Origin of the sequence: Micromonospora citrea (assembly GCF_900090315.1) — a bacterium.
Taxonomy (GTDB): Bacteria; Actinomycetota; Actinomycetes; order Mycobacteriales; family Micromonosporaceae; genus Micromonospora; species Micromonospora citrea.
The window spans coordinates 4,617,031-4,642,272 of sequence record NZ_FMHZ01000002.1; the positions used below are offsets into that span (position 1 = coordinate 4,617,031).

The 25,242-nt window shown below is 75.7% G+C and carries 21 protein-coding genes; 11 read left to right on the top strand and 10 right to left on the bottom strand.

Going from position 1 to position 25,242, the window contains the following annotated elements:
* The first annotated feature begins 136 nt into the window (after nt 1–136).
* From GA0070606_RS21255 to GA0070606_RS21275, 5 genes are all read left to right on the top strand, one after another.
* Nucleotides 137–970 carry a patatin-like phospholipase family protein gene (locus GA0070606_RS21255; protein ID WP_091103341.1) on the top strand — a complete coding sequence of 278 codons (834 nt, stop codon included), beginning with the start codon at nt 137–139 and terminating at the stop codon, nt 968–970.
* Nucleotides 970–1,986 carry a 1-acyl-sn-glycerol-3-phosphate acyltransferase gene (locus GA0070606_RS21260; protein WP_091103343.1) on the top strand — a complete coding sequence of 339 codons (1,017 nt, stop codon included), beginning with the start codon at nt 970–972 and terminating at the stop codon, nt 1,984–1,986. Before GA0070606_RS21255 ends, GA0070606_RS21260 begins: the two co-directional genes overlap by 1 nt.
* 9 nt (nt 1,987–1,995) lie before the next feature.
* The gene (cutA, locus tag GA0070606_RS21265) at nt 1,996–2,316 is read left to right on the top strand and encodes a divalent-cation tolerance protein CutA (protein ID WP_091103345.1); all 321 of its coding nucleotides are present in this window, start codon (nt 1,996–1,998) and stop codon (nt 2,314–2,316) included.
* A gap of 47 nt (nt 2,317–2,363) precedes the next feature.
* Nucleotides 2,364–6,080 (top strand): SCO7613 C-terminal domain-containing membrane protein, encoded by a 3,717-nt coding sequence (locus GA0070606_RS21270; RefSeq protein ID WP_091103348.1) that lies wholly within the window; start codon nt 2,364–2,366, stop codon nt 6,078–6,080.
* 165 nt (nt 6,081–6,245) lie between these two features.
* Nucleotides 6,246–7,295, top strand: a complete 1,050-nt coding sequence (locus tag GA0070606_RS21275) for a fatty acid desaturase family protein (RefSeq protein WP_091103351.1) — start codon at nt 6,246–6,248, stop codon at nt 7,293–7,295.
* Between the two features lie 62 nt (nt 7,296–7,357).
* Here GA0070606_RS21275 and GA0070606_RS21280 read toward each other — a convergent pair whose 3' ends face one another.
* Nucleotides 7,358–8,131 carry a hypothetical protein gene (locus tag GA0070606_RS21280; protein WP_091103354.1) on the bottom strand — a complete coding sequence of 258 codons (774 nt, stop codon included), beginning with the start codon at nt 8,129–8,131 and terminating at the stop codon, nt 7,358–7,360.
* A gap of 247 nt (nt 8,132–8,378) precedes the next feature.
* On the opposite strand from GA0070606_RS21280, the gene GA0070606_RS21285 reads away from it, so the two are divergent.
* Nucleotides 8,379–8,672 carry a 4a-hydroxytetrahydrobiopterin dehydratase gene (locus GA0070606_RS21285; RefSeq protein WP_091103356.1) on the top strand — a complete coding sequence of 98 codons (294 nt, stop codon included), beginning with the start codon at nt 8,379–8,381 and terminating at the stop codon, nt 8,670–8,672.
* Nucleotides 8,669–9,817: an FHA domain-containing protein gene (locus GA0070606_RS21290; RefSeq protein ID WP_091103359.1), complete on the top strand. Its 1,149-nt coding sequence runs from the start codon at nt 8,669–8,671 to the stop codon at nt 9,815–9,817. The genes GA0070606_RS21285 and GA0070606_RS21290 overlap by 4 nt, the downstream gene beginning before the upstream one ends.
* Nucleotides 9,818–9,881: 64 nt before the next feature.
* Here the strand turns inward: GA0070606_RS21290 and rocD are convergent, their stop codons facing one another.
* From rocD to GA0070606_RS21310, 4 genes are all read right to left on the bottom strand, one after another.
* Entirely contained in the window at nt 9,882–11,096 is a 1,215-nt protein-coding gene (gene rocD, locus GA0070606_RS21295) for an ornithine--oxo-acid transaminase (RefSeq protein ID WP_176737381.1), read from the bottom strand.
* Nucleotides 11,093–11,908: a dimethylargininase gene (gene ddaH, locus GA0070606_RS21300; protein WP_176737558.1), complete on the bottom strand. Its 816-nt coding sequence runs from the start codon at nt 11,906–11,908 to the stop codon at nt 11,093–11,095. Before ddaH ends, rocD begins: the two co-directional genes overlap by 4 nt.
* 366 nt (nt 11,909–12,274) lie before the next feature.
* A complete protein-coding gene (locus tag GA0070606_RS21305) occupies nt 12,275–13,162 on the bottom strand; it encodes a UbiA family prenyltransferase (protein ID WP_245724758.1) in 888 nt (295 codons plus the stop codon).
* Between the two features lie 215 nt (nt 13,163–13,377).
* Entirely contained in the window at nt 13,378–14,145 is a 768-nt protein-coding gene (locus GA0070606_RS21310; protein ID WP_091103364.1) for a hypothetical protein, read from the bottom strand.
* Nucleotides 14,146–14,304: 159 nt separating this feature from the next.
* On the opposite strand from GA0070606_RS21310, the gene GA0070606_RS21315 reads away from it, so the two are divergent.
* Nucleotides 14,305–15,144 carry an Fpg/Nei family DNA glycosylase gene (locus GA0070606_RS21315; protein WP_141721753.1) on the top strand — a complete coding sequence of 280 codons (840 nt, stop codon included), beginning with the start codon at nt 14,305–14,307 and terminating at the stop codon, nt 15,142–15,144.
* Between the two features lie 189 nt (nt 15,145–15,333).
* On the opposite strand, the gene GA0070606_RS21320 is transcribed toward GA0070606_RS21315, so the two are convergent.
* Entirely contained in the window at nt 15,334–16,212 is an 879-nt protein-coding gene (locus GA0070606_RS21320; RefSeq protein WP_091103368.1) for an aminoglycoside phosphotransferase family protein, read from the bottom strand.
* Between the two features lie 86 nt (nt 16,213–16,298).
* Here GA0070606_RS21320 and GA0070606_RS21325 point away from each other — a divergent pair, with 86 nt between their 5' ends.
* Together GA0070606_RS21325 and GA0070606_RS21330 are read left to right on the top strand one after the other, a co-directional pair.
* Nucleotides 16,299–16,817 (top strand): SigE family RNA polymerase sigma factor, encoded by a 519-nt coding sequence (locus GA0070606_RS21325; RefSeq protein WP_091103370.1) that lies wholly within the window; start codon nt 16,299–16,301, stop codon nt 16,815–16,817.
* Nucleotides 16,814–18,250 (top strand): hypothetical protein, encoded by a 1,437-nt coding sequence (locus GA0070606_RS21330; RefSeq protein ID WP_091103373.1) that lies wholly within the window; start codon nt 16,814–16,816, stop codon nt 18,248–18,250. Before GA0070606_RS21325 ends, GA0070606_RS21330 begins: the two co-directional genes overlap by 4 nt.
* A 114-nt stretch (nt 18,251–18,364) precedes the next feature.
* Here the strand turns inward: GA0070606_RS21330 and GA0070606_RS21335 are convergent, their stop codons facing one another.
* Nucleotides 18,365–19,783: a WGR domain-containing protein gene (locus GA0070606_RS21335; protein WP_091103376.1), complete on the bottom strand. Its 1,419-nt coding sequence runs from the start codon at nt 19,781–19,783 to the stop codon at nt 18,365–18,367.
* A 61-nt stretch (nt 19,784–19,844) separates the two neighbouring features.
* The gene (locus GA0070606_RS21340; protein WP_091103378.1) at nt 19,845–20,933 is read right to left on the bottom strand and encodes a helix-turn-helix transcriptional regulator; all 1,089 of its coding nucleotides are present in this window, start codon (nt 20,931–20,933) and stop codon (nt 19,845–19,847) included.
* Nucleotides 20,934–20,995: 62 nt separating this feature from the next.
* Here GA0070606_RS21340 and GA0070606_RS21345 point away from each other — a divergent pair, with 62 nt between their 5' ends.
* Entirely contained in the window at nt 20,996–22,471 is a 1,476-nt protein-coding gene (locus tag GA0070606_RS21345; RefSeq protein ID WP_091103381.1) for an MFS transporter, read from the top strand.
* Between the two features lie 64 nt (nt 22,472–22,535).
* On the opposite strand, the gene GA0070606_RS21350 is transcribed toward GA0070606_RS21345, so the two are convergent.
* Both GA0070606_RS21350 and GA0070606_RS21355 read right to left on the bottom strand, forming a co-directional pair.
* Nucleotides 22,536–23,915, bottom strand: a complete 1,380-nt coding sequence (locus GA0070606_RS21350; protein WP_091107981.1) for an FAD-dependent oxidoreductase — start codon at nt 23,913–23,915, stop codon at nt 22,536–22,538.
* Nucleotides 23,916–23,928: 13 nt separating this feature from the next.
* Complete coding sequence (locus GA0070606_RS21355) at nt 23,929–25,077, bottom strand: carboxylate-amine ligase (protein WP_176737382.1); 1,149 nt, start codon at nt 25,075–25,077, stop codon at nt 23,929–23,931.
* Between the last annotated feature and the right edge of the window lie 165 nt (nt 25,078–25,242).

Sequence of the window (25,242 nt, forward strand, 5' to 3'; positions counted from 1 at the left end):
TATCAGGTTGCGTGAATGTGTCCGGCCTGTCAACGCCCGCCGCACCAGCGCGAGGAAGGCCCCCCTGCTCGGGGACGAGGCACGTTCCGCACGCCTGTCGGAAGGGGCGGTGCGGGCGCGTGCCAGGATGGGGCGCATGGCGCGGGGACCGGTGGCGTTCGTGCTCGGGGGCGGGGGAGTCCTCGGCGCGGTCGAGGTGGGGATGCTGCGTGCCCTGTTCCGGGCCGGGATCCGGCCCGACATGGTGCTCGGCACGTCGATCGGGGCGGTCAACGGCGCGCTGGTCGCCGCCGAACCCTCCGAGTCGGTCACCGACCGGCTGGTCCGGCTCTGGGCCTCGCCGGAGGCCAGCGAGGTCTACGGCGACTCGGTGGCGCGGCAGCTGCGCCGGTTCGCCGCCCGGACCCACCTGCACTCGCCCCGCCCGCTGCGCAAGCTGCTGGAGAGCGAGCTGGGCGCGGAGACCACCTTCGCCGACCTCCAGGTGCCGTTCCGCTGCTGCGCGGCCAACATCGAACGCGCCGCCGAGCACTGGTTCCACAGTGGGCCCCTGGTGCCGGCCGTGCTCGCGTCCGCCTCGGTGCCGGGGCTGCTGCCGCCGGCCCGGATCGGCGACGAGCACTTCGTCGACGGCGGGATCGTCAACTCGATCCCGATCGGCGAGGCGGTCGCGGCGGGCGCCGGCCGGATCTTCGTACTTCAGGTGGGCCGGATCGAACGGGAGCTGAGCCCGCCCCGCCGGCCCTGGGAGATCGCGCAGGTCGCGTTCGAGATCGCCCGGCGGCACCGGTTCGCCCGCGAGATGGCCGCCCTGCCCGACGGGGTCGAGGTGCACGTGCTGCCCACCGGCGGGCTGAACCCACGCGACGACACCCCGTGGGCCTACCGCGACATGGCGGCGGTGGGACGGCGGATCAGCCGGGCCTACACGGCCTCGCGGCACTACCTGGCCACCCAACTGGAGCGCTGATGCCCCTCCCGCCGCGGTGGGTACGCCGGCTGATCCTGGCCCCCGGCGCGGTGCTGCTCGCCTTCCTCGTGGTGACCACCCTGCCGGTGTGGGCGCTCCTCGCGGCGGCGGCCTCGCCGCTGGTCCCGGGCCGGCTGCGGCCGCTGCGACTGCTCTGGATCGGCTGCGTCTACCTGGTCTGGGACGCGGCGGCGCTGCTCGCGCTCTTCGGGCTCTGGGTCGGCTCCGGCTTCGGCTGGCGGGTCCGCTCGCCGGCCTTCCAGCGGGCGCACTACCTGCTCGCCGGCTGGTTCCTGCGGGTGCTCTTCTGGCAGGCACGCTGGACGCTGCACCTGAACATCGACGTGGTGGGCACCGACCCGGACACGGCGCTGCCCGGGCGGCCCGAGCTGGTGCTCTGCCGGCACGCCGGGCCCGGCGACTCGTTCATCCTGATCCACGCCCTGGTGAACTGGTTCAACCGGGAGCCGCGGATCGTGCTCAAGGACAGCCTCCAGTGGGACCCGGCGATCGACGTGCTGCTCAACCGCCTGCCCAACCGCTTCCTCGCGCCCGGCCCGGACGGGCGGGGCTCGGTGACCGAGCAGATCGGGCACCTGGCCGAAGGGCTGGACGACGACGACGCGTTCGTGATCTTTCCGGAGGGCGGCAACTTCACCCCCGGTCGCCGGCTGCGGGCCATCGCCCGGCTGCGCGGGCTGGGCCTGGAACGGATGGCGCTGCGCGCGGAGCGGATGCGGCACGTGCTCGCCCCGCAGCCCGGTGGGCTGCTCGCCGCGCTGGAAGCCGCCCCCGACGCCGGGGTGATCTTCGTGGCGCACACCGGACTGGACCGGATGCTCACCGTCGCCGACGTGTGGCGGGAGCTGCCGATGGACAAGCGGATCGTGATGCGGTTCTGGTCGGTGCCGCCGGAGCAGGTGCCGACCGGCAGGCAGGAGCGGATCGACTGGCTCTTCGACTGGTGGGCGCGGATCGACGAGTGGATCGCGGCCAATCGGGACGGCGCCGCGTAGGGTGCGCTCGTGGACCAGATCTGCGTGGTGACGACGGTGGTGGACGCGCGGTCGGTCGCCGACGTGCTGGCGGCCGCGGCCGTCGCCGGGCGGCTGGCGGCCTGCGCGCAGGTGGGCGGCCAGGTGGACAGCACCTACTGGTGGCGTTCGGGGGTGGAGACCAGCACCGAGTGGTCGGTGCAGTTCAAGACCGCGCCGGACCGGGCCGCCGCGCTGGTGGAGCAGATCCGGGCCAGCCATCCGTACGAGGTGCCGGAGATCCTCGTGAGCCGGGTGGACAGCGGCGACCCCGCGTACGCCGCCTGGGTGCACGAGCACACCCGCCCCTGAGTACGCGCACTCTGGGCCGGTGACGGCCGCCGGCCGAGAATGGCCGGGTGCAGAACCTCGGCTACCCCTGTCCCGCCTGCGGCGCGCCGGCCGACCTCGCCTCCGGCTGCTCCGGTTGCGGGCTGCCGCCGTATCCGCGGGCCGCCGAGGTGATCCGACTCGACGGGGAGATCGTCGCGCTCGTCGGCGAGACCGAGCGGGCCCGTGCGGCGTACCAGGGGCTGGTCGACCGGCTGGCGGCGAGCCGGCGGCGTCGCGCGGAGCTGGCCGCCGCGATCAGGGCGGAGTTCCCCGGCCCGGCCGCGCGCCCGACGCCGGCCGCGCCTCCGATGCCCGCCCACCCGACGCCCGCCGCGCGCCCGGTGCCGGCCCACCCGACGCCCGCCGCGCGCCCGGTGCCGGCCCACCCGGTGCCGGCCCACCCGGTGCCGGCCCACCCGGTGCCGGCCCACGCGGGGGCGGCGTGGCCGGGGCGAGGGCCGGTCGCGCCGGTTCCCGCGTCGGTCGGCGCGGTCGTGGGCGGGGCGGAGACCTCGACCCGGACGGTGCAGAGCCTGCTGTTCGTCCTCGGCGGACTGCTGCTGGGCACCGCGGCGGTGGTCTTCACGGCGGTCGCCTGGGCGGCGGTCGGGGTCGCCGGCCGGGCCCTGATCCTGGCCGCGTTCACCGCGCTCGCCCTGGCCGCGCCCCTGGTGGCGGTGCGTCGGCGGCTGCGCGGCACCGCGGAGACGTTCGCCGCGGTGGGGCTGCTGCTGGTGCTTCTCGACGGGTACGCCGCCTGGTCGGTGGACCTGTTCGGGGTGGCCGGCTGGCCCGCCACCCGCTACGCCGCGCTGGTCGGGGGGGCCGGCGCGGCGGTCGCCGTCGGGTACGCCCGGCTCAGTGGGCTGACCGTGCCGTGGTTCGCGGCGCTGGTGACCGCGCAGCCGGTGCTGCCCCTGCTCGCCGCCGGCGCCCGGCCGGACGCCGCCGGCTGGGCGGTGGTCCTCGTCGGAGTGGCGCTGCTGAACCTGGCGGTGCTGGCCGCGCTGCGCCGCCGGAGCCAGCCGGCGGGCGGAACGGGGGAGCGTCCGGCGGTCCTCGCCGGGCGCGTCCTCGCCTGGGTCGGGTACGCCGCCGCGCTGGCGTTCGCCGCGGGCGGCGCGCTGGTGCCGCTGACCGTCGGCCGGGCCGCCGGCACCCCGCTGCTGGCCGGTGCGCCCCTGCTGCTGGTGGCGCTGACGCTGCTCGGCGCGGCGCTGCTCACCGGCGGGCGGGTGTTCCGCGCCGTCGCCGCCGGGGCGCTGGTGCCGGTGCTGGCCGGCGTGGTCGTCCGCCCGATCGCGGAGCTGTGGCCCTCGCCGGCGCCGCTGCTCGCGGCGCTCGTCGTGGTGGCGCTCGCCGGCGCGGTGCGGCTGCTGCCCGCCGGGTGGCGGACCGGTCCCCGGTTCGGCGCGCTGCTGGTGGCCGGCGGGACGGCCCAGCTCACCGTGCTGGTGGTCGTCCTGCTCGCCGGCGCCACGGCGGTCCGGTCGCTGCCCCCGTGGCAGGACGCCGCCGCCGGCCCGGACCTCGCGCGGGGATGGCAGTTGCCGCTGACTGTCGCGTTGGCGCTCGCGGCCCTGGGACTGCTGCTGCCCCGCGCCGCCCGGTCGCCGCTCGCCGCGTTCGGCGTGGCGGCAGTCGTGCTCGCGGCGCCCGCGGCCTGGCCGTCGCCGTGGCCGGCGGTGGTGGCCCTGGACCTGGCGGCGGGGGCGGGCCTGCTGGCCGTCGCGGTGGGTCGGGCGGGCGTCCGGTCCTGGACGGTGGCGACCGCGGCGACGTCCGGGGTCGTCCTGCTCGGGCACGGGCTGCTGGTGGGGCTCGCGGCCCCCGTCGGCGCGGGGGCGGCGCTCGCGGTGCTCCTCGCCGTCGGGCTCGCCGCGGCCGCCGCCGGACGGCGGGGCACGGCCGTCCAGCGTGGGGTCGCCGGGGTCTCCCTGGCCGTCGCGCCGCTCGCGGCGCCGGCCGGCGCGGCCGTCGCCCTGATCGCCGCCGGGGCACCGGCCTGGTGGCAGGCGCGGGCGGCGCTCGCCGCCGTCGTGCTGCTGCCGGCCGGGCTGCTCGCGGTCCGTCGGCACTGGCCCGACCTGCGGGCGTACGGCGGTGTCGCGCTCGCCGTGGCGGTCACGCTGGTCGGGTCGGCGCCGCTGGTCGTGCCGGCTGACGAGCCGGTGACCCTCTACGCCGCCGTGGCGGTCCTGCTGGCGGCGCTGGGCGGTGCGGCGTGCCCGGGCGTCGTCCTGCGGGTGGCCGGCGTCGGACTGCTGGTGATCTCCGTCGTCGCCGCCGCGCCGGTCGCGCTCACGGTGCTCCTCGCCCCGTACGGCGGGGTGGCGCCCTGGTCCGGTGCGCCGGACGTCGAGCCCGCGCCGGAGGCGTTCCCCGCCGGCGTGGCGCTGGCCGCGCTGGCGGTGGCCGCGATCCTGGCCGCCCGCCCCGGTGCGGGCGTGCCGGAAGCCGCCGGGCCCGGCGCTGGGGAGCCGGGTGTGACGCGCCCGCACCCGGGTGCGTCGGGGGTCGCCCGCCCCGACGCGAACGGCCCGCACGCCGCCGGGTCCGCCGCGCCCGCGCGCGCCGGGCGGTGGCGGGCCCCGCTGGCCGCGCTGCCGTTCGCCGCGACCGCGCTGCCGGTGCTGCTCGTGGCCGCCGGCACGCCGTGGCCGGTGGCGCCGGCCGTCACGCTGGTCGTCGGGGTGGCCGTGGTGCTGGTCGCCGCCCTGGCCGCGCCCCGCCCGTTGCTCGTCCCGGTCGGGGTGCCGGTGGGGCTGGCGCTGACCGGCTCCGGGCTGCTGGGGCTGCTGGCCACCCGGGCGGGCACCCTCGCCGGCCTGGGGGTGCTGGTGGTGGCGGCGACCGTGGTCGGTGTGGCCGCGCGCCGGGACGAGGCTCGGCTCGCCGGCTGCCTGGTGGCGGTGACCGCCGCGACGGGTCTGGCGGTGACCGCCCCGCCGGCCGGCGGGCTGCCGCTGCGGACGGCCGCGTTCAGCGTGCTCGCGGTCGCGGTGCTCACGCTGGGCGCCGCCGCGCTGCTCGGCGGTCCCCGGGCCGCCGTCGCGGCCGGTCAGGCACGGCGGGGAGCCGCCACGGCGGCGGCGCTGGACGCGGTCGCCCAGGCGGTGGCGCTGGTCGCGCTGCTGCTCGCGGTCGGCGCGCTCCGGTACGCCGCGGCGGTCTGCGTGCTGTGGGGTGCCGCCGTCGCGCTGCGGGTGCTGCGCCGGGGCGAGTCGACGGGCCGGCGCTGGGCCTTCGCGGGCGTCGCCGGCGGCAGCGAACTGCTCGGCGGCTGGCTGCTGCTGGCCGCCGGGAAGGTGGCGCTGCTGGAGGCGTACACGGTGCCGGCGGCGGCGCTGGCCCTCGGGGCGGGCGTGGCGGCGCTGCGCACCCGGCCGGGGCTGAACAGTTGGCTGGCGCTCGGGCCGGGGCTCGCGGCCGCGCTGCTGCCGAGCCTGGTGTCGGTGCTGGTGGCCCCGGATCCGCAGCCGTGGCGACGGCTGCTGCTGGGCGCGGTCGCGCTCGGCACGGTGCTCGCCGGGGCGACCCGCCGCTGGCAGGCGCCGGTGCTGCTCGGCGGGGTCACGCTGGCCCTGCTCGCACTGCACGAGCTGGCTCGCGGCTGGGATCTGCTGCCCCGGTGGATCTTCCTCGCCGTCGGCGGGTTCGCGTTGATCGGCCTCGCCGCCACGTACGAGCGACGACGGCGCGATCTGGCCCGGCTCCGCGCCGCCGTCGGCCGGATGGGCTGACCGGCGGAGTCCGCGCCGCGACCGGCGCCGCGGCGGACGGGGGTAGGGCCTGCCCTACCCCCGGTCGGGGGGTTGCCAGGGTTACTCAGAGCTACCGGATTGCCCAGACTGGACGGGAGGGACGCGCCGGCCGGCGCGGCTCGGGGTCGAGGAACGGGGGCCGCGATGGTGCTTGCAGCGGTGGCGGAACCGCCGGTACGGCGGGGCAGTGACTACGCACAGTTGTCCCGGCGGATCAGCGGGGCGGGCCTGCTGGAGCGGCGGCCGGGCCGGTACGTGACGCGGATCGTGCTCACCCTGGGCGTCTACGCGGCGGGCTGGGCCGTCGTCGGGCTGGTCGGCGACTCCTGGGCGCAACTCCTGGTCGCCGTCTTCCTGGCCGTCGCCACCACGCAGGTCGCGTTCCTCGGGCACGACGCCGGGCACCGGCAGATGTTCCGCCGGCGCGGGCCGAGCGAGGCGGTGGGTCTGCTCGCCGGCAACCTGGCGGTGGGGCTGAGCTACGGCTGGTGGGTCGACAAGCACAACCGGCACCACGCCAACCCGAACCACGAGGACGAGGACCCGGACGTCGGGGCGGGCGCGCTGGTGTGGACGTACGAGCAGGCCGCCGGGACGCGCGGCTTCGGCCGCTGGCTGGCCCGCCGACAGGCGTGGCTGTTCTTTCCGATGCTGCTGCTGGAAGGGCTCGCCCTGCACGTGGCGAGCGTGCGGGCGGTGGTGGGGCGGGAGCCGGACGGCCGGTTCGGCACCCCGATGCGGCACCGCCGGGTCGAGGCGCTGCTGCTGGGCCTGCACGCGGTGGGCTACCTCGGCGCGCTGCTGCTGGCGATGTCGCCGGTGAAGGCGCTGCTTTTCGTCGCCGTCCACCAGGGGCTGTGGGGGCTCTACATGGGCTGCTCGTTCGCCCCGAACCACAAGGGGATGCCGATGCCGACCGCCGACGACGACCTCGACTTCCTGCGTAAGCAGGTGCTGACCTCGCGCAACGTCCGGGGCGGCCGGTTCGTCGACTTCGCCCTCGGCGGGCTCAACTACCAGATCGAGCACCATCTGTTCCCGAACATGCCCCGGGCGAACCTGCGCCGGGCGCAGCCGATCGTGGCCGCGTACTGCGCGGAGCGGGGCATCCCGTACGCGCAGACGGGGCTGGTCGAGTCGTACCGCCAGGCGCTCGCGCACCTGCACGAGGTGGGCCGGCCGCTGCGCGGTTGAGACCGGGACGCGGAAGGGGGCGGCGCCGACGGCGCCGCCCCCTTCGCCTCGCGTACGTCCGATCAGGAGCCCATGGCCTTGATCAGCTCCTCCGGGGCCTCCTGGGTGTCGCTCGCGGCGGGCTTCTTCACCGAGACCGGGGCGCCGAAGTCCGAGTACGTCGTGGTCATCATCCCCAGCGACTCGTGCAGCACGCTGGTGTCGATGGCGAACTCGACCAGCCGGCCCTGGTCGTCCACCCTGGCGGTGAACGGCACGGCCTTGGCCTTCTCGCCGAGGGCCTGGATGGCCTTGTCCTCGCTCTTGGTGCGCGTGTAGTCCAGCGTGCCGGCGAACTTGCCCTCGCCGGTCCTCTTCACGTCCACCACGCTGTCGATCATCTGCTTCGCGCCGCCCGGGTCGCCCTCGGGCATCAGGTTGAGGTTGCCGCTCCTGCCGAGCTTCGTGGCGTCCATGTGCAGCCACTTCTTCGGCATCCCCGTCACACCGGTGATCTTCAGGTAGGCGTCGTCGCCGAGCATCAGGACCCGGAAGGTGCCCTGGGCACCCATCTTCATCGTCATGTCGCCGGTCTTGGTGGCCGGGTCCATCACGCCGTCACCGTCGATGACGGACGACTTGAGCTTCATCCGGACGCTCTGCTCGTTGAGCTTCAGCGCGGCGGCGCTCAGCTCGGCGCTGGCGTCCGCCGGGGCCGAGCTGGTGGCCGGTGCCGGGTTGGCGCCACCGTTGCCGGCCGGGGTGTCCGCGTCCGTCTTCGTGCCGCACCCGCTCAGACCGAGGCTGAGCGCGGCGACGATCGCGACCCCCGTGGTCGCCAGCCGTCGAGTGTTCATGCGGGACATCTCCTCACGCAGGGTGGGCCGGGGCGACGAGGGTCGCGGCCCGGCCGGGCCGCCGGTCAGCCTAACGTCCGCCGTCCAGTGGGGTTCGTCCATGCCGCGTCGGGCGGCCTGCCGGAGGTGACGCTCGGCGTCGGCCCGCAGTGAGGTCCGTCCATGCCACGCCGGGCCGGCTGCCGGCTGTGACACACCTCCCGCCGCTGGTCGGCGTCGTGCCGATCAGCCCCGGTAGGGTCTCCCCATGGCAGACGTGCTCACCGCCGAGGCGGTGCGAGACGAGCTGGGCGGGCTGGCGGGCTGGTCGGGGGACCCCGCCGGAATCACCCGCACCGTGGAGCTGGCCAGCTTCCCGGACGCCATCGCGGTCGTCGACCGGGTCGCCGCGACGGCGGAGGAACTGGACCACCACCCCGACATCGACATCCGGTGGCGCACCCTGACCTTCCGCTGCGTCACGCACTCGGCGGGCGGGGTCACCCGGCGTGACCTGGAACTGGCCCGGCGGATCGACGAGATCGTGGAGAGCGTCCGATGAGATTCGAGATCAGCAAGGTGTTGGACGCCATCGAGGGGCGGGTCTGCACCGACCCCTCGCTGGCCCGGGCCGTCCTCGACCTGGCCGAGGTCATCCGTTACCAGAACATCGACGGCGGCAGGCCGGCCAGCCTGCTCCGCCTCGGCATGGTGATCGACGCCCTCGCCCGGGAGCTGGAGGAGGACAGCGTCCCCGTCTACGCGGTCGTCCACCGGGCGCTGCTCTCCGACGCGGACCTCACCTCCAACGAGCGGATGGTGGTCCGTCGGTGGGCCGACGACGGGTTGGTCGAGGTGCTCGACAACCCGGGCGACCGGATGTTCGAGGTGGCCGACCTGCTCGGGCTGCCGGTGCTCACCCGGGCGCGGGCGGACGGCCTGCGCGGGCGCTACCCCTGGTTGGTCGAGCAGGCGGGGCGCGTCCTCGCGCCGGTGCCCGGCGCCGGTGGGCCGGTCTTCATCGCCCACGTCGGCGGCGGACACACCCCGGTCGCCGGCGACCGGTCACCGGCCGGGGTGAAGCTGCTCTCCCGGCAGTGGCGCTGCCCGGAGCCGGGCTGCGCGCTCTTCGGTGGCGGTGGGGGCGGCGGTGCCTTCGCCGACCTGGCCCGGGTGGAGCGCAGCCCGGCCGGTCAGCCGCCGCCCTCGCTGCGCGGCGGGGCGCCGACCTGCCCCCGGCACGGCGCCCGGCTCTCCGACGCCGGCCCGCGCCCGCGCAGCGAGGTCCTGGCCGTCCGCGTCGGCGGGCTGATCCGGCGTCGCTTCGCGCTCACCGAGGAGCAGCCGGTGGTGGTCGGCCGGGCGCCGGAGCAGACGGGCGGGATCGTGCTGGGCCAGTGGCTCAACGACGAGGCGCGCCGCTGGATCAGCCGTAACCACGTCCGGTTCGAGCTGCGCGTCGGCGAGGTGATCGTGACCGACGTGAGCACCAACGGCTCCGGCATCCGGCCGGGCGGGTCGATGGCGGAGGCCGACCGCGTCCCGCTGGCGCCGAGGCAGTCGCGGGTGCTCGCGGAGGGCGACATGGTGGAGCTGTACCCCGGGGTGCAGATCGGCCGGCCGGGCGAGCTGCCCGCCGGCGCCCCCTACACGCCGAACTCGGTCATGGCCGAGGCGCCGACGATGGCGATGCGCCTGCCCAAGTGAGGGCGGGCGGACGACGGCGGGCGCCGGGACCGTGGTCCCGGCGCCCGCTCTCGTCGTACGGAGTTCAGCCGGCCAGCACGGCGGCGAGCTGGGCGACCGCGTGGTCGATCTCCTCCTCGGTGATCACCAGCGGCGGGGCGAGCCGGATGGTCGAGCCGTGGGTGTCCTTGGCCAGCACGCCCCGCTCCATCAGCCGCTCGCAGGCCTCCCGGCCGCTCATCAGCGCGGGGTCGATGTCCAGGCCGGCCCAGAGGCCCCGGCCCCGGACGGCGACGAGGCCCTTGCCGACCAGCGCCGTCAGCCCGGCGTGCAGCCGCGCGCCCAGCTCGGCGGAGCGGCGCTGGAACTCGCCGGTGGCCAGCAGCCGGACCACCTCGGTCGCCACGGCACAGGCCAGCGGGTTGCCGCCGAACGTGGAGCCGTGCTGGCCGGGCTTGAGCACGCCGAGCACGTCGGCGTTCGCGGCCACCGCGGAGACCGGCACGATGCCGCCGCCGAGGGCCTTGCCCAGCAGGTACATGTCGGGCGTGACGCCCTCGTGGTCGCAGGCGAAGGTGTCCCCGGTGCGGCCCAGGCCGGACTGGATCTCGTCGGCGACGAAGAGCACGTTCCGCTCGGTGCAGACCCGGCGCACGCCCGGCAGGTAGCCCGCGGGCGGCACCACGACGCCCTGCTCGCCCTGGATCGGCTCGATCAGGACCGCGACGGTGTTCTCGTCGATCGCGGCGGTCAGCGCGGCCAGGTCGCCGTAGGGGACCACCGTGAAGCCGGGGGTGTACGGCCCGAAGTCGGCGCGCGCGTCCTCGTCGGTGGAGAAGCTGACGATGGTGGTCGTACGGCCGTGGAAGTTGCCCTCGGCGACCACGATGTTGGCCTGGCCCGGGGCGACGCCCTTGACCTGGTAGCCCCACTTGCGGGCGACCTTGATGCCGGTCTCCACCGCCTCGGCGCCGGTGTTCATCGGCAGCACCAGGTCCTTGCCGCACAGCTCGGCCAGCTCCCGGCAGAAGTCGGCGAACTGGTCGTGGATGAACGCCCGGCTGGTGAGGGTCAGCCTGTCGAGCTGCGCGTGCGCGGCCTCGATGAGCTTCGGGTGCCGGTGGCCGAAGTTCAGCGCCGAGTAGCCGGCCAGGCAGTCCAGGTAGCGGCGGCCGTCCACGTCGGTCAGCCAGGAGCCCTCGGCGGAGGCGATCACCACCGGCAGCGGGTGGTAGTTGTGCGCGGTCCACCGCTCCGCGTCGCGGACCGCCTCCGGCGTCCGCAGCATGTCCTCGATCACTTGCTCGCCTTTCCCTGACGGAGTCGCAACGTGCAGCACTTCGGTCCACCGCCGGCCTTGCGCAGCTCGGACAGGTCGACGCCGATGGTCTCGTAGCCCCGGTCGCGCAGCTTCGCGGCCAGGCCGGTGGCCTGCGCCGGCAGCACCACGTGCCGGCCGTCGCTGACCGCGTTCAGCCCGAACACCTCGGCGTCGGCCAGGGTGGCGTGCACCGCGTCCGGGAAGAGCCGGCGCAGCACGGCGCGGCTGCCCGGCGAGAACGCCTCCGGCAGGTACGCCACGGTGTGCTCGTCGAGCACGGTGAGCGCGGTGTCCAGGTGGTAGAAGCGCGGGTCGACCAGCTGCATCGTGACCACCGGGTAGCCGAAGACCTCCTGGAGCTGCGCGTGCGAGGCGTGCGCGGTGCGGAAGCCGGTGCCGGCCAGCAGGTGGTCGCCGGCCAGGAGGATGTCGCCCTCGCCCTCGTTGACGTGCTTCGGGTCGTACATCTCGAAGCCGGCGGCCTCGAACCAGGCGCGGTACGCGGGAGCCTCGTCGGCGCGCTGCGGGTCGCGGAACTGCACCGCCATCGCCTTGCCGTCGATCACGGTGCCGCCGTTGGCGGCGAAGACCATGTCGGGCAGCCCGGGCACCGGAGTGATCTCCTCGACGGTGTGGCCCAGGTCCCGGTAGATCTGGCGTAGCTGCTCCCACTGCCGGACGGCCAGGTCGGCGTCGACCGGAGCGGTCGGGTCCATCCACGGGTTGATCGCGTAGTCGACGGCGAAGTACGTCGGCCGGCACATCAGGAAGCGCTGGCTGGTGGCGTCCATCGTCATTGTCCTGCTCCCAGGGTCGGGCGCGCCCGGCCACCGTCGGCCCACGGGCTGGCGCCGTTGCTCAACGGTATGTGGCCCGGGGCGACGGGATCCACCGCTGGAAGTTGCGCAGGCCGTTCGATCGTTGCGTCTGGGGCGGGGTCGCCGGCCGTTCGTTGCGCCCAGGGCCGCCAGGGCGGACGGATGCGGTCGCGGCCCCGGCAGCGTCGAGGACTGGACGCGGAAACACTTCGGGGGCGGCGAACCGCCGCCCCCGAAAAAGGGTCGCCCGGCTGGTGAACCACCAGGCTGGTCGGGCTGTCCGCCGGTTCCTCACCGGCGGTGTCGCCGGCGCACCGCCGGCGAGCCGGACAGTGCCCGCTAGAACCGGTCCACAAACTGTGAGTCGAGCCACTCCCGGAACCGGGCCACCCAGTCGCCGTCGGTGGTCGGCCAGTCGAACTGGCCGGTCATCGCGACCACGCCCAGGACGACCGCCCCGAGGCCGAACACGATGCCCAGCAGCGCGTCGGTCTTGCCGGCGATGTGCCGGCGCCGGGTGGCCGTCAGGCCCAGCACCGCGAGGACGGCGCCGATCGCGCCGAGCCCGATGCCGTACCCGGCGAGGGTGCCGGTGAGCACGAAGAGCGCGCCGGCCAGGCCGACGACGAGGCCGAGCGTGGCGAGCATGCTTGCCCGGGGCTTCGGGCCGGCGACCACCGGCTGTTCGGCGCGGTCGGCGACGCCGTCGCCGTCCCGGTCTACGGGCCGATCGTCCATCTCGACGGGCCGGTCGGGCCGGCGGTCCACCGGGCGGTCCCGGTCCGTCCCGGCGGCGCGGGCCGCCGCCGCGTCCCGGCCCAGGTCGACGGTCCGGCCGTCGAGGGTCCGTTCCAGGGTCGGGTCCGCGTCGGTGACCCGGGGGTGGCGCCGGGTGTCGTCGTCGACGGGCCGGGCGGTGGCGGCCCGCGCCACGGCGGCCCGCTCGGCCGCCCGCCGCTCGGCCTCGGCGTCCCGCGGGTCACCGGCGCGCGCGCCGCCGCCCGGCCCGTCGACGGTCGCGGCGCTGCTCCGGTACGTCGCCTGGTCGCTGTCGCGTTCGGTGACCACCGGCCGGTTGGGCCCCGAGCCACCGACCGGGTCGGTCCGCGTCGCCCGGTCCGGTCCGACACCCACCGGGGCATCGCGGCCGTCGACGCGGCCGTCGAGGTTCTCGTCCCGCGTCGGCGCCTCTTCCGACCGGCGCGACAGCGAAGGAATCCTGACCACAACACACCTCCTGGGGAATGCGGGTGGCCGATGGAACGACTGCCGCCCACGTTGTCCGTCACAGCAGTACCCAGCAGGCCGTTTCCTGACACCGGGGCACGCGGCGGAGGGCCGCTGTCGTCCGCGCGGCGGGTGGTGAGCCGGCTTCGTCCGCGCGCGGCGGGTGGTGAGCCGGTCGGGCGTGCCGGCGTCCGAGCGGAGCCCGGCGGGAGTGGCTAGCGGCGCCAGGCGTCGAGGGCGGCGACGGCGGTACGGGTGAGATCGTCCATCAGGGCGGGGTCGCCGCTGGTGCCCTCCCACCCCTGGTCGTGGAGCACGGTCGTCACGTCGGCGACACGGATCACGGCGATCTGGCTGACCGCCTCGCCGCCGACGCGGTTGCCCTGAAGGTCGGTCTGCGGCCATCTCAGGGTCACGAGCAGCGCCTCGTCGCCGACGCCGGGCAGCGGGCGGGTCCGGACGTCGACGGTGCCTCCCCAGCGGCGGAAGGATCGGCACGAGTCGAGCGAGCCGCGGACCCGCCGCAGGTGTGCGTCGGCGCCGTCGCCCTCGAAGGCGAAGATCGTCTGTGTGATCGTGCCCTGCGGCACGTTCTCGGGCGGGTCACCGGGCCGCTTGTAGACGCTCATCATCGCGGCGCTCGCGGTCACCGCCCGACCGCCGGTGCCGAACTCCTGACCGCACAGCTTCGGCAGGGCGTTCGCGACGGGCGTCGTCGTCCTCGGTGACTTGCGGATCTCCGCCTGCAGTTCGAGGAAGGCCGAGGTGGGTACGGTCACCGCCGCCCGCACGGTGGGCGAGGGCTGCGGAGTCGTCCCGGTGGGCGTCGGCACGGTCGCCGACGGGGTGGGCGTCGCGTCCCGCCTCCCGCCGTCTGCGCCGGTCGTGCAGCCACCGGCGAGGGCGGCGGCGCCGAGCAACGCCATGCCGAGGGCGACGCGCGGTCGCGCCCGGACGGTGGAACGTCGGCTGCGGTGATCCATACCGTTCCTCCCTGCCTCAGCCCGACTCTACGGGCCTGCCCGCCGTTCGGCAGGCCGCAGCCGAGGGTGGCGGGCGGAGCCGCGGGCGAGGGCGGCCCGGCCGCAGGTGAGGCGGTGCGGCCGGGCCGGCGGTGCGGCGGGTGTGCTGCGCGGTGGGCCGTGCGGCAGGTCCGGCTACGCTTGGCACCCGTGCCTGAGGGACACACCATCCACCGACTCGCCGCGCGGCACGCCGAACTGTTCGCCGGCGACAAGCTGCACGCCGCCAGCCCGCAGGGCCGCTTCGCCGAGGGCGCCGCCCTGCTCAGCGGCACCGTGCTGGAGGCCACCGAGGCGTACGGCAAGCACCTGCTGCACCACCACGCCGGCGAGTTGACCCTGCACGTCCACCTCGGGCTCTACGGCAGGTTCACCGACGGCGCGGGGGAGCCCCCGGAGCCGGTCGGCCAGGTGCGGCTGCGGCTGACCAGCGACCGGCACTGGCTCGACCTGCGCGGGCCGACGGCCTGCGAACTGCTCACCCCGCCCGAGGTGGCGGCGCTGCGCGATCGGCTCGGCCCCGACCCGCTGCGCGCCGACGCCGACCCCGGTCGGTCGTACGCCCGGATCTCCCGCAGCCCGACGCCGCTGGCCGCGCTGCTGCTGGACCAGTCGGTGGTGGCCGGCACCGGGCTGATCTTCGTCACCGAGGCGCTGTTCCGGGCCGGGCTGCCGCCGACGCTGCCCGGGCGGCGGCTGGACCGCGCCCGCTGGGACGCGCTCTGGGCCGACCTGGTGGCGCTGATGCGGCTCGCCGTCGTGCGGGGGCGGATCGACACCGTTCGCGACGCCCATCTGCCCGAGGCGATGGGCCGGGCCGCCCGCGTCGACCGGCACGGCGGCGAGGTGTACGTCTACCGGCGCCCCGGCGATCCCTGCCACGTCTGCGGCACGTCGGTCAGCCGCGGCGAGCTGGCCGGCCGCAACCTCTACTGGTGCGCCACCTGCCAACGGGGCTGACGCCCGCCCCGGGCGTCCGCCCCCGAACGCCGCCCCGCCCGCCCGGACATCCGCCCCGGCGCCCGGCCCTGACGCCCGCTGGCTCCCACCGCCCCGGCGCCCGGCCCTGACGCCCGCTGGCTCCCACCGCCCCGGCGCCCGGCCCTGACGCCCGCTGGCTCCCACCGCCCCGGCGCCCGGCTCCGGTGGTCACTCCTGACCGAGCAGCCAGCGGACCACCTCGACCTGGCGGGGGAAGACCTGCCCCTCGCCGATGCTCCAGGCCAGGGTCTGCCCGACCGCCCAGCCGCGCACCCGCTCCCGGTCCAGCCCCAGCTCCGCGCTGAGCCGGTCCAGCCGGCGCCGGACGGCGTCCGGCGAGTGCCCCAGCTCGGGGCCGCGCACCAGCGGCACGACGCCGAACTCCCGCTCGCCGGTCAGCGGCTTCGGGTCGATGACGAGCCACGGCTCGCGGGTGGCCCGCAGCACGTTGCCGGCGTGCAGGTCCTGGTTGACCAGCACCTGCTCGCCCTGGCTCCCGACGAGGTCCGCCAGCAGGCCGAGGGCCGCGTCGAGCAGCCGCCGCTCGTACGGCCGGCCGGCCCGCTCCCACTTCGCCGGCAGGCGCTCCCGCCACCCGGCGGCCTCCTCGGCGAGCGGGGTGAACGGCGGGCCGGCCGGGCGCCACAGTCGGGGCAGCAGCCCGACGGCCACGTCCAGCGCCGCGTCGGCGGGCAGCGCGTGCAGCGGTGTGCCGGGCACGCACCGCTCGACCAGCAGCGCCCGTCGGTCCGGGTCGTGCGCGAGCAGCCGGGCCGCTCCCGCGCCGGCCCAGAGGTCGAGGGCCGTCGCCTCGTGCGCGCTGTCCGGGTCCGGGTACTGGAGCTTGAGCACGGCCGGCGTGCCGTCGGGCAGCTCGGCGGGCAGGGCCAGCGAGGCGAAGGCGTACGGGAAGGGTGGCCCGACCCGCAGCGACCAGCGTGCGGCGCAGTCGGCCAGCCGCTCCGGCAGGGCCGCCAGCCACAGTCGTCCGGCGGGGACGTCCCGCACCCAGCCGAGCCCGTCGGGGATTCGCAGCTCCGTGTCCATCCGGCCATCCTGTACGCCGGTCCGCCCGGTCGTACAACCGATTCCGGACGGCGACCGTCTACAGGGGGACCGACGGAGGTAACCGGATGCCGGACGCATCGGAACAGGAATACGTCGAGTACCTCAGCGCGCGGCTGCCCATGCTGCGCCGGCTGGCGTACTCGCTGTGCGGGGACAGCGACCAGGCCGACGACCTGGTGCAGGAGGCGGCGACCCGGCTCTTCCAGCGGTGGTCCCAGGCGTCGCGGGCGGATCAGATCGACGCGTACGTGCGCACGGTGGTGGTGCGGCTATTCCTGGACAGCCGGCGCAAGGGCTGGTGGCGGATCCGGCTCTTCCCCGCCCCGCCCGACGTGCGCCGCACGGAGGACCGGGGCGTCGAGGAGCGCACGGTGCTGTGGGACGCGCTCAAGCGGGTGCCGCCGCGCCAGCGGGCGGTGCTTGTGCTGCGGTTCCTGCACGACCTGTCGGTGGAGGAGGTGGCCAGGATCATGGGCTGCTCCGTGGGGACGGTCAAGAGCCAGACCTCGCACGGGCTGGCCGCGATGCGCCGGCTGCTCGACGGCGCGGAGCTGATGGAGACGACGAAGGGGGCAGTGGGATGAGCGAGGACGAGGACCGGATCGTCGGTCTGCTGCGGGGGCTCGACGTCGATCCGGGCCGCCCGACGCGCGTCGACCTGGCCGGCGCCGTACGTGAGGCGCGCCGGCGCCGACGCAGCCGCCGGACGATGAGCGCCTCGGCCGCCGGGCTGGCCGTGGTCGCGGCCGCCGCCGTGCCGCTCCTGCCCGGCGGCGGACCGCAGGCCGACCGGCCGGTGACGGTCTGGCCCGCCGCGCCGTCGGCGGCCGGACGTCCCAGCCCCGTAGCGGCCGGCCCGACCGCCTGCGTCGTCGAGCACCTGACGGTGCCCAGCGGGCACGCCAGGAGCATGGTCACCGGCGGCGACCCGACCGGCCGGTTCCTGGTGGGCCGGTCGTACCCGGTCGACGACCGGGGCGCCTTGGTGATCATCTGGGACGGTGGGCAGGCGCGCGAGTACCGGCTGCCCGGCGCGGAGCAGCGGCTGGTCGACGTGAGCCCCACCGGCCTCGCCGTCGGCTCGACGTACGTCGACAACCGCCCCCAGCCCTGGATCGTCCGCGACGGCCGCCCCGCCCCGCTGTCCGGCGTGCGGGAGGGGGAGGCGACGGCGGTCAGCGAGGACGGCCGGGTCGTCGGGGCGCGGCTGGTCGACGACCGGCAGCTCCCGGTGCTCTGGCCCTCGCCGGACACCCCGCCGGTGGAGCTGCCGCTGCCCGGCAGTGGCTGGGCCGGGACCGCCGTCGGCGTCGACTCCGACGGGACGGTCGTCGGCAAGCTCCAGGACGGTCCGCACGGCGGGTTCCGGGCGGTCGTCTGGCGGGCCGGTGGCGGCCCCGAGGTGCTGCCGCTGCCCGAGGTCGAGGGCGGAACGGCGACCGAGTTCGTGCCCCACACCTTCCAGGGCGGCTGGATAACCGGGACCGCGATCCGCGCGGTGAGCGGAGCGCGGTACGACCAGCCGGCCCGCTACCACCTGCCCACGGGGCGGTACGAGTCACTGCCGTGGCCTACCACCCCCTCGCTGCGGCCGACCCCGTCGGACGGTGGAGCCGCCCCCGGCGGCGTCGCGCCCCCGCCACTCGCGGGCAACGGGCCGGTCGCGGACGTTCCCCCGCCGGGTTCGCCGGGCGACGGGGCCCCCGGCCCTTCGTCCGACGCCTCGACGACCCCGAGCCCATCCGCTGGCAACGCCGGCGGTCCCGCCTGGCACGGCTTCGTCACCAATGCCGGCAACGGCCGGGGCTGGGTGGTCGGCGCGACGCGTGAACGGCGAGCCGGGCTGCTCACCGACGCCCGGCTGGTGAGCCTGCCCGGCCGGGACGAGGACCCCGGCCGGGACGGCGCTCTGGCGGTGACCGTCAGCGACGACGGGCGGGTGATCGGCGGCCAACTGCACGCCGATCAGAACGGCCGCGGGACGACGACAACCGCCGTCCGCTGGCGCTGCCGCTGACCGGACCGCCCCTCCCCGCGGCGGGTTGCCGGGCGGGACGGCGGGGCGGGTGGCCGGGCGGGACGGCGCTGACCGGGCCGGGGGCGGTCCCGCACCACCCCCGGCCCGGAGTCTTCAGCGCAGCCGGCGGATGTCGCCGTACGCGCGGTAGAAGCCGCCCCGGCCGGACTCGCGGACCTGGGTGACGAGGTAGCGCGCGCCCGGTTCGCGGATGCCCTTGGGGAACTGCACCGACCAGTCCGGGTGGTAGCCGGGGGAGAGCACGTGCACGCGCAGTCGGCCCCGGTCCTCGACGCACTGCACGACCACGCCGCCGTCGACGTCGCTGGTCACCTCGACGGTCGTCCACGCCGCCGGCTCGGGCAGCCGGGGCGGGGCCTTGACGTCGACCACCTCCGGCACGCTGCCGGCCTCCGCCGCCCGGATGGCCGGCTCGCTGGCGTCGACGCAGGCCAGGTAGCCGCTCGTGGTGACCACGTAGAGCCGCTCGTCGTGGTATTGCATCGAGTAGGCCGAGCCGCAGCCGGTGCCGAGCTTCCACAGCCGGTTGCCGGCGGCGTCGAAGCAGTAGATCGAGGACTGGCTGTCGCCGGCGAAGACGTACCGGCCGCCCTCGGCGGTGGCGCAGGAGAAGACCGGGGCGTCGCACCGGTAGGCGCGCTCGGCGCGGCCGTCCTTCGCCAGCCGCACCACCTCCCGGGTCGCGGTGCCGGCGAACACGGCGCCGGGCTCCTGCCAGCCGAAGAGCACCGAGCCGGTGCGGGTGTGCCACAGCTCCTGCCCGGTGCGCCAGTCGTAGCCGGTCACGCCCTGCGAGTGACCGTGGTAGACGGCATCGGCGTCGCAGCGCACCATCCACGCCGACCGGCCGCGCCCCGACCGGCGCCAGAGGAACTCGTCCTCGTGGTCGACGGCGGCGATGCCGCCGTCGGCGTCGGAGACGCCCAGCACGCCGTCGTGGATGTCCAGCCAGTAGATGTCGATCTCCGGAGCGATCGCGTACGCGACCCGGGGCACCTTGCCGGACAGGTCGTAGACGTTGCCGTCGTCGCAGCCCGCGTAGATCCAGGCGTCGTCGGCGACGATGCACTTCACCCCGTCGGGGAGGCGGACCTGGTTCAGCACCCGGGCGTCGTGGCCGAGCGTGGTGATGACCCCGCGCTCGTTGCCGACCATGCAGCTGTGCCCGTCGACGAAGATGCCGAACGCGGGCGCGCCGGAGTCGTAGCGCCACAGCACCGGGGCGGTGCGGGCGGTGGAGCGGGTGCTGACGATCTGCCGCCGGGAGACGGCGCGCTTCTGCCGCACGCCGGGCACCGCCGGGGCGTAGCCCTTGCGGACCTTCTCGCCGATCTTCTTCGCCGCCGCCGCGCGCGCCTTGGCGTTGTCGGCGTAGGCGGTGGTCTTGACCTGCCCCTGGTCGCCGATCCTGCCATAGCGGACGGTCAGCGCGGCGTCGTCGACCACGACCTCGTAGAACTTGTGCGCGCCGTCCACTTCGGACAGTTCGAGGTAGGTCGTCTCCTGCGACATGGGCCCTCCGAGGGGTCAGCGACCGGCCCGACGTGGCCGGCGCGGCGACAGCGGGCACACGCTAACCGCCACCCCCGACAAGCCCACGAAAAGGGATCCCCGCGCTGCGGCCCCGCCGCTGACCCTGCCGGGCGGGGACCTCGGCCGACCTGTGCTCGGAGATCCCTGCCCGGCTCACGCGGTGACCGATGCGGCGCAGGGCACCGCGCAGCTCCGACGGCCGCACGTCGCGCAGATCGGCGTCGAAGGTGATGAGGAGCCCCGCGACGCCGACCCAGGACCAGCCGCCGACGGTGAGCCGGCTGTGGCGTGGGTCGACGGGTTCGACGACCGATCCGCCGGGCGCCCAGCGTGCGACGAGGTGCGCGGGGAGGTCGAGGACGGCCGAGCCGACGCACTGCCACTGCCCGGGGGTGTCGCCGCGGTCCGGGTTCCGCACGACGAGGCGGGTCAGGTCGTCGTCGGTGAGCGGGTGGGGCCGGAACGCCGCTCCCGCGGGCGTGCGGGGGGCGATCCGGTCGACGCGGTAGGTGTGCCACGTCCCGCGTCGGTGGTCCCGGGCGACGAGGTACCAGCGTCCCGCCCAGACGACGAGGTGATGGGGTTCGGCCTCGACAGGCGGCCGGAAGCCGGGCTCCGCGGGTGCGGGATCGGCACCGTCCGGCTCGCGGTAGTCGAAGCGCAGCACGCGGGTGGTGCGGATGGCGGCGCCCACGGCCTGCAACGTGTCGACGTCGACGGGTGGTGCGGCGAACTCCCAGTAGTTTCGCAGCGTCGTGACGGTGAAGGTCTCGGTCGTCGCGCGCAGCCGGGCCGGCATGACCTGACGCAGGGTGGTCAGGGCGCGGGTGACGGCGTCGTCGATGCCGGTGACGGTGGCAGGCGCGGTCTGCAGGGCGAGGGCGATCGCGATGGCCTGGTCGTCGTCGAGGACCAGGGGTGGCAGCTTGCCGCCGGGGCCGAGCCGGTAGCCACCGCCGGGGCCCTTGACGGCGTCGACCGGATATCCGAGCTCGCGCAGCGTCTCGACGTCCCGCCGCAGGGTACGGGCCGACACGCCGAGTCGGTCGGCGAGTTCGGCGCCGGGCCATTCGATGCGGGCCTCGAGCAGGGACAGCAGGCGCAGGATCCGGGCAGAGGTGTTGGCCACGAGATCCACCCTCCCAGAGGTAGCGGTCACTCGACGGCCGCCACCGATGCCACGGTGAGGCCATGAGCACTGAAACCGCGCCCCAGGCGCTGCCCGACCAGTCGTCGATCGCGGGCCGACGCGCGTCGCTGGCACTGCTGGTCATCCTGTTCGCCTCGTTCATGGACCTGCTCGACGTCACGATCGTCACGGTCGCCGCTCCGGACATCGCGCGGGACCTCGACGCCGGCGAGGCGCAACTGCAGTGGATGGTCGCCGCGTACACGCTGGCGCTGGGATCCGGGCTGATCACCGGCGGTCGGCTCGGTGACGCCTACGGCCGCCGTAGGGTCTTCCTCGCGTCCCTGGTGTGCTTCACGGTCGCGTCGGCGGCCTGCGCGCTGGCGCCGACGGCAGGCGTGTTGATCGCGGTGCGGGCGGCGCAGGGCCTGGCCGGCGGGTTCATGGTCCCGCAGGTGTTCGGGATCGTCCGCTCCTCCTTCACACCGGCCGCGATGGCCAAGGCGTTCGGTGCGTTCGGCGCCGTCCAGGGCCTGGCGTCGGTCGCCGGGCCACTGCTCGGTGGCGCGCTCGTCGACGCGGACCTGTGGGGCCTGGGATGGCGCACGATCTTCTGGATCAACATCCCCGTCGCCGTCGTCGCCATCGTCCTGGGGGTGCGCGTCCTGCCGGAGTCCACCGCCCCCGTCCGGGCGCGCCTCGACGTGGCAGGGGCGGTCCTGTCCGCGGCCGGGGTCGTGCTGGTGCTGCTGCCACTGGTGCAGGGCCGGGACTGGGGTTGGCCCTGGTGGGGCTGGGCGGTCCTCGTCGTCGGCGTACTGCTGCTCGCCGGGTTCGTGGCCTACGAGCGGAGCGTCGCCGGGCGAGGCGGGCAGCCGGTCCTGGATCCGGCGCTGCTGGCCATCCGCCCGTTCACCGCCGGACTGGCGGCGTCGGTGTTGTTCTTCGGCGCGCTGGCGTCGTTCTTCCTCGTTCTGTCGATCTACCTGCAGGCCGGCACCGGGCGGTCCGCGTGGGACACCGGCCTGGTGATCCTGCCGTACGCGATCGGGTCGATCCTCACCTCCGGGGCAGGGGTCGCCCTCGCGACGAAGGCCGGCCGCGCCCTGATCGTCACCGGGTCCCTCACCCTCGCCGCCTCCCAGGCGCTGCTGTGGCTCCTCGTCCGCGACGACGCGTCCCCCGGCTACTGGCCGCTCGCCGCGGCGATGTTCCTCGGCGGCCTCGGCCTGGGCCTGGGCGCCCCGATCCTGATCAACGTCGTCCTCACCGGGGTCCCCGGCCGGCACGCCGGCGCGGCCGGCGGGGTGCTGTCCACGGTCAACCAGGTCGGCGGCGCAATCGGCGTAGCAGCCCTCGGCACCGTCTTCTTCAACGCGCTCGTCCCCGCCGCAGGCCCCGCGACGGGCGCGGGCGACACGGCCGCGGCCTACGGGCACGCCCTCGTCCAGGTCATGCCCTGGCAGGTCGGCGCCTACCTGCTCGCCGCGATCGCGATGCTCGCACTGCCCAGGACGGCCGCCACGCACCAGCCCTGACCGGGTGTCGCGGAAGGGGCCCCTCCCATGCCTCGGGCGTTGGGAAGGGCCCCTTCCGCACCGTTCACCGCGCGGTGGCGGCCAGGGCGTCGACGGCCTTGCGGGCGGCGATCAGCACCGGGTCCCAGACCGGGGCGTACGGCGGGGCGTAGCCGAGGTCGAGGGCGGTCATGTCGTCGACCGTCATGCCGTTCCACAGCGCCACCGCGAGGGTGTCGATCCGCTTGGCGGCCTCGGACCAGCCGACGATCTGCGCCCCGAGCAGCCGCCCGCTGGGCTTTTCCGCGATCAGCTTCACGGTCATCGACCGGGCGCCCGGGTAGTAGCCGGCGCGGTTGGTGGACTCGGCGATCACCGAGACGAACTCGAAGCCGGCCGCCGCGGCGTCCCGCTCGCGCAGCCCCGTACGCCCAACCTCCAGCTCGCAGACCTTGGTGACGGCGGTGCCGATCACCCCGGCGAACGTGGCGTAGCCGCCGCCGATGTTGATGCCGGCCACCCGGCCCTGCTTGTTGGCGTGGGTGCCCAGCGGCACGTGCACCGGCATCCCGGTCACCCGGTGCACGGTCTCCACGCAGTCGCCGGCGGCCCACACGTCCGGCACCCCCTGCACCCGCATCCGGCGGTCCACCCGGATGCCGCCGGTGACACCGAGCGGCAGGCCGGCGGCCTTCGCGAGCGCGGTGTTGGGGCGTACTCCCAGGCCGAGGACGACCAGGTCGGCGGGGATCGGCCCCTCGGCGGTGACCACCGCGGACACCCGGCCGTCGGTCTCCTCCAGCCCGGTCACGGCGAGGCCGGTGCGGATGGTGATGCCGATGCCCCGCATCGCGCCCGTGACCAGCTCGGCCATGTCCGGGTCGACGGTGGACATCGGCTGCTCGGCCTGCTCGACCAGGGTGACGGTGAGCCCGCGCTGGATCAGCGCCTCGGCCATCTCCACGCCGATGTAGCCGCCGCCGACCACCACCGCGCGGCGGGGCCGCGGCTCGGACTCCAGCCAGCCGCGCAGCGCCGCGCCGTCGTCGAGGGTCTGCACGCCGAACACCCCGGCGGTGTCGGTACGCGCCCAGTCCGGCTTCGTCGGCACCGCGCCGGTCGCGTAGACCAGGGTGTCGAACCGCTCGCGGACCTCGCCGCCGCCTTCGAGGTCCCGCGCGACCACCTCGCGCCGGCCGAGGTCGATGCCGGTCACCTCGTGCCGCATCCGGACGTCGATGTCGAACCGCTCCCGGAACGTCGCCGGGTCGCGGGCGATCAACTGGTCCCGCTCGGGCACCAGCCCGCTGATCCAGTACGGGATGCCACACGCCGAGTACGACGTGAAGTGCCCCCGCTCGAAGGCGACGATCTCCAGGTCGCCGCGATCGCGGCGGCGGCGCGCCTGGGACGCCGCCGCCATGCCCGCGGCGTCCCCACCGATGACGATCAGCCGTTGCGCCACGGGGACCATACTGTCACGGGTGGCCCGACCCACGGGTCTGCCGGGCGACGTCCCGGACCACGTCCACGAGGTCGCCGCCGCGCGCGAGCACGGCGCGCTGCCGGGCCGCCCCGGTGCCGTGCCGGCGCAGCCCGCCGATCAGGTCGGTCACCTCGTCGAGGTCGCCGTGCCGTTCCAGGGCCGGGCGCATCCGCTCGACGAACTGGTCGAACAGCTCCCACGCCGGCCGCAGCTCGCCGTCGGTGAGGTCGACGCCCTCGCCCTCCAGCCCGTCGTGCGCCGCCCGCCAGTGCGCGGCGACCAGCAGGTGGTGGTCGGTGCGGATGGCGGGCCGCCCGGCGGCGATGTCGTCGAGCGCGGTCGCCACCATGGCCCGGACCAGCGCGGCGACGAGCACCGCGTCGTCCACCGACGGGCAGACGTCGCCGATCCGGATCTCGACGGTCGGGTACTTGGCCGACAGCCGGGCGTACCAGTAGAGCATCCCCTCGTCGAGCATCACGCCGCTGGCGATGAGCTGGCGGATCAGCCGCTCGTAGTGCTCGTGCGACTCCAGGAAGGGGGTCGGTGCCACCGAGGGCCAGTGCTCCCACTCGACCGACCGCCAGCTCGCGTAGCCGGTGTCCTCGCCCTTGGCGAACGGGGAGTTGACGGTCACCGCCTGCAGCACCGGCAGCCAGGGCCGGACGTGGTTGAGCACCTGCACGCCGGTCTCCGGGTCGGGCACCCCGACGTGCACGTGCATGCCGTTGTTGCCCGGGCCGGGCACCAGCAGCCGGAACCGCTCGATCATCCGGTCGAAGCGGGGCTTGTCGACCACCGGGGGCACGGGCCCGTCCACCGGCCCGGTGCCGATGGCGAGCAGCCGTACGCCGGCCCGCTCGGCCGCGTCGGCGAGCGCGACGCGCAGCATGCCGAGGGAGTGCCGGATCGAGGAGAGCTCCAGGCCGGGCGGGCTGCCGATCTCGATCTGGCTGGTCTGGAACTCCCGCTCCACCTGGCCGCGCAGCTCGGGCGGCACCTGCTCCATCACGAGGTCGACGGCGGGCACCGCGGTTCCGGTGTGCGGGTCGACGAGCAGGAACTCCTCCTCGACACCCACCGTGAGCAGATCCGTCTCCTCGACCGTCGCGCTCGGGGCCTCCGCCACCTGGCCGGTCATCGTCACCACCGTCCGTTCGTGACCGGGCGCGGTCCGTCCGCGCCGGCCGGCCGATGGTTACCCAGGGTGCCGGTGCCGGAAAACGCGGTCCTGCGTGTCGCCCGGCGCGCCGCGCGATCGGGTGCGACGCCGCGCGACCGGCGGCGGCCACGGGCGCGCGTTTCC

Coding starts and splice junctions, on each gene's coding strand:
- GA0070606_RS21255 (WP_091103341.1), top strand. CDS start 137: ATGGCGCGGGGACCGGTGGCGTTCGTGCTCGGGGGCGGGGGAGTCCTC.
- GA0070606_RS21260 (WP_091103343.1), top strand. CDS start 970: ATGCCCCTCCCGCCGCGGTGGGTACGCCGGCTGATCCTGGCCCCCGGC.
- GA0070606_RS21275 (WP_091103351.1), top strand. CDS start 6,246: ATGGTGCTTGCAGCGGTGGCGGAACCGCCGGTACGGCGGGGCAGTGAC.
- GA0070606_RS21280 (WP_091103354.1), bottom strand. CDS start 8,131: ATGAACACTCGACGGCTGGCGACCACGGGGGTCGCGATCGTCGCCGCG.
- GA0070606_RS21285 (WP_091103356.1), top strand. CDS start 8,379: ATGGCAGACGTGCTCACCGCCGAGGCGGTGCGAGACGAGCTGGGCGGG.
- GA0070606_RS21290 (WP_091103359.1), top strand. CDS start 8,669: ATGAGATTCGAGATCAGCAAGGTGTTGGACGCCATCGAGGGGCGGGTC.
- ddaH (WP_176737558.1), bottom strand. CDS start 11,908: ATGGACGCCACCAGCCAGCGCTTCCTGATGTGCCGGCCGACGTACTTC.
- GA0070606_RS21310 (WP_091103364.1), bottom strand. CDS start 14,145: ATGGATCACCGCAGCCGACGTTCCACCGTCCGGGCGCGACCGCGCGTC.
- GA0070606_RS21320 (WP_091103368.1), bottom strand. CDS start 16,212: ATGGACACGGAGCTGCGAATCCCCGACGGGCTCGGCTGGGTGCGGGAC.
- GA0070606_RS21325 (WP_091103370.1), top strand. CDS start 16,299: ATGCCGGACGCATCGGAACAGGAATACGTCGAGTACCTCAGCGCGCGG.
- GA0070606_RS21330 (WP_091103373.1), top strand. CDS start 16,814: ATGAGCGAGGACGAGGACCGGATCGTCGGTCTGCTGCGGGGGCTCGAC.
- GA0070606_RS21335 (WP_091103376.1), bottom strand. CDS start 19,783: ATGTCGCAGGAGACGACCTACCTCGAACTGTCCGAAGTGGACGGCGCG.
- GA0070606_RS21345 (WP_091103381.1), top strand. CDS start 20,996: ATGAGCACTGAAACCGCGCCCCAGGCGCTGCCCGACCAGTCGTCGATC.
- GA0070606_RS21355 (WP_176737382.1), bottom strand. CDS start 25,077: ATGACCGGCCAGGTGGCGGAGGCCCCGAGCGCGACGGTCGAGGAGACG.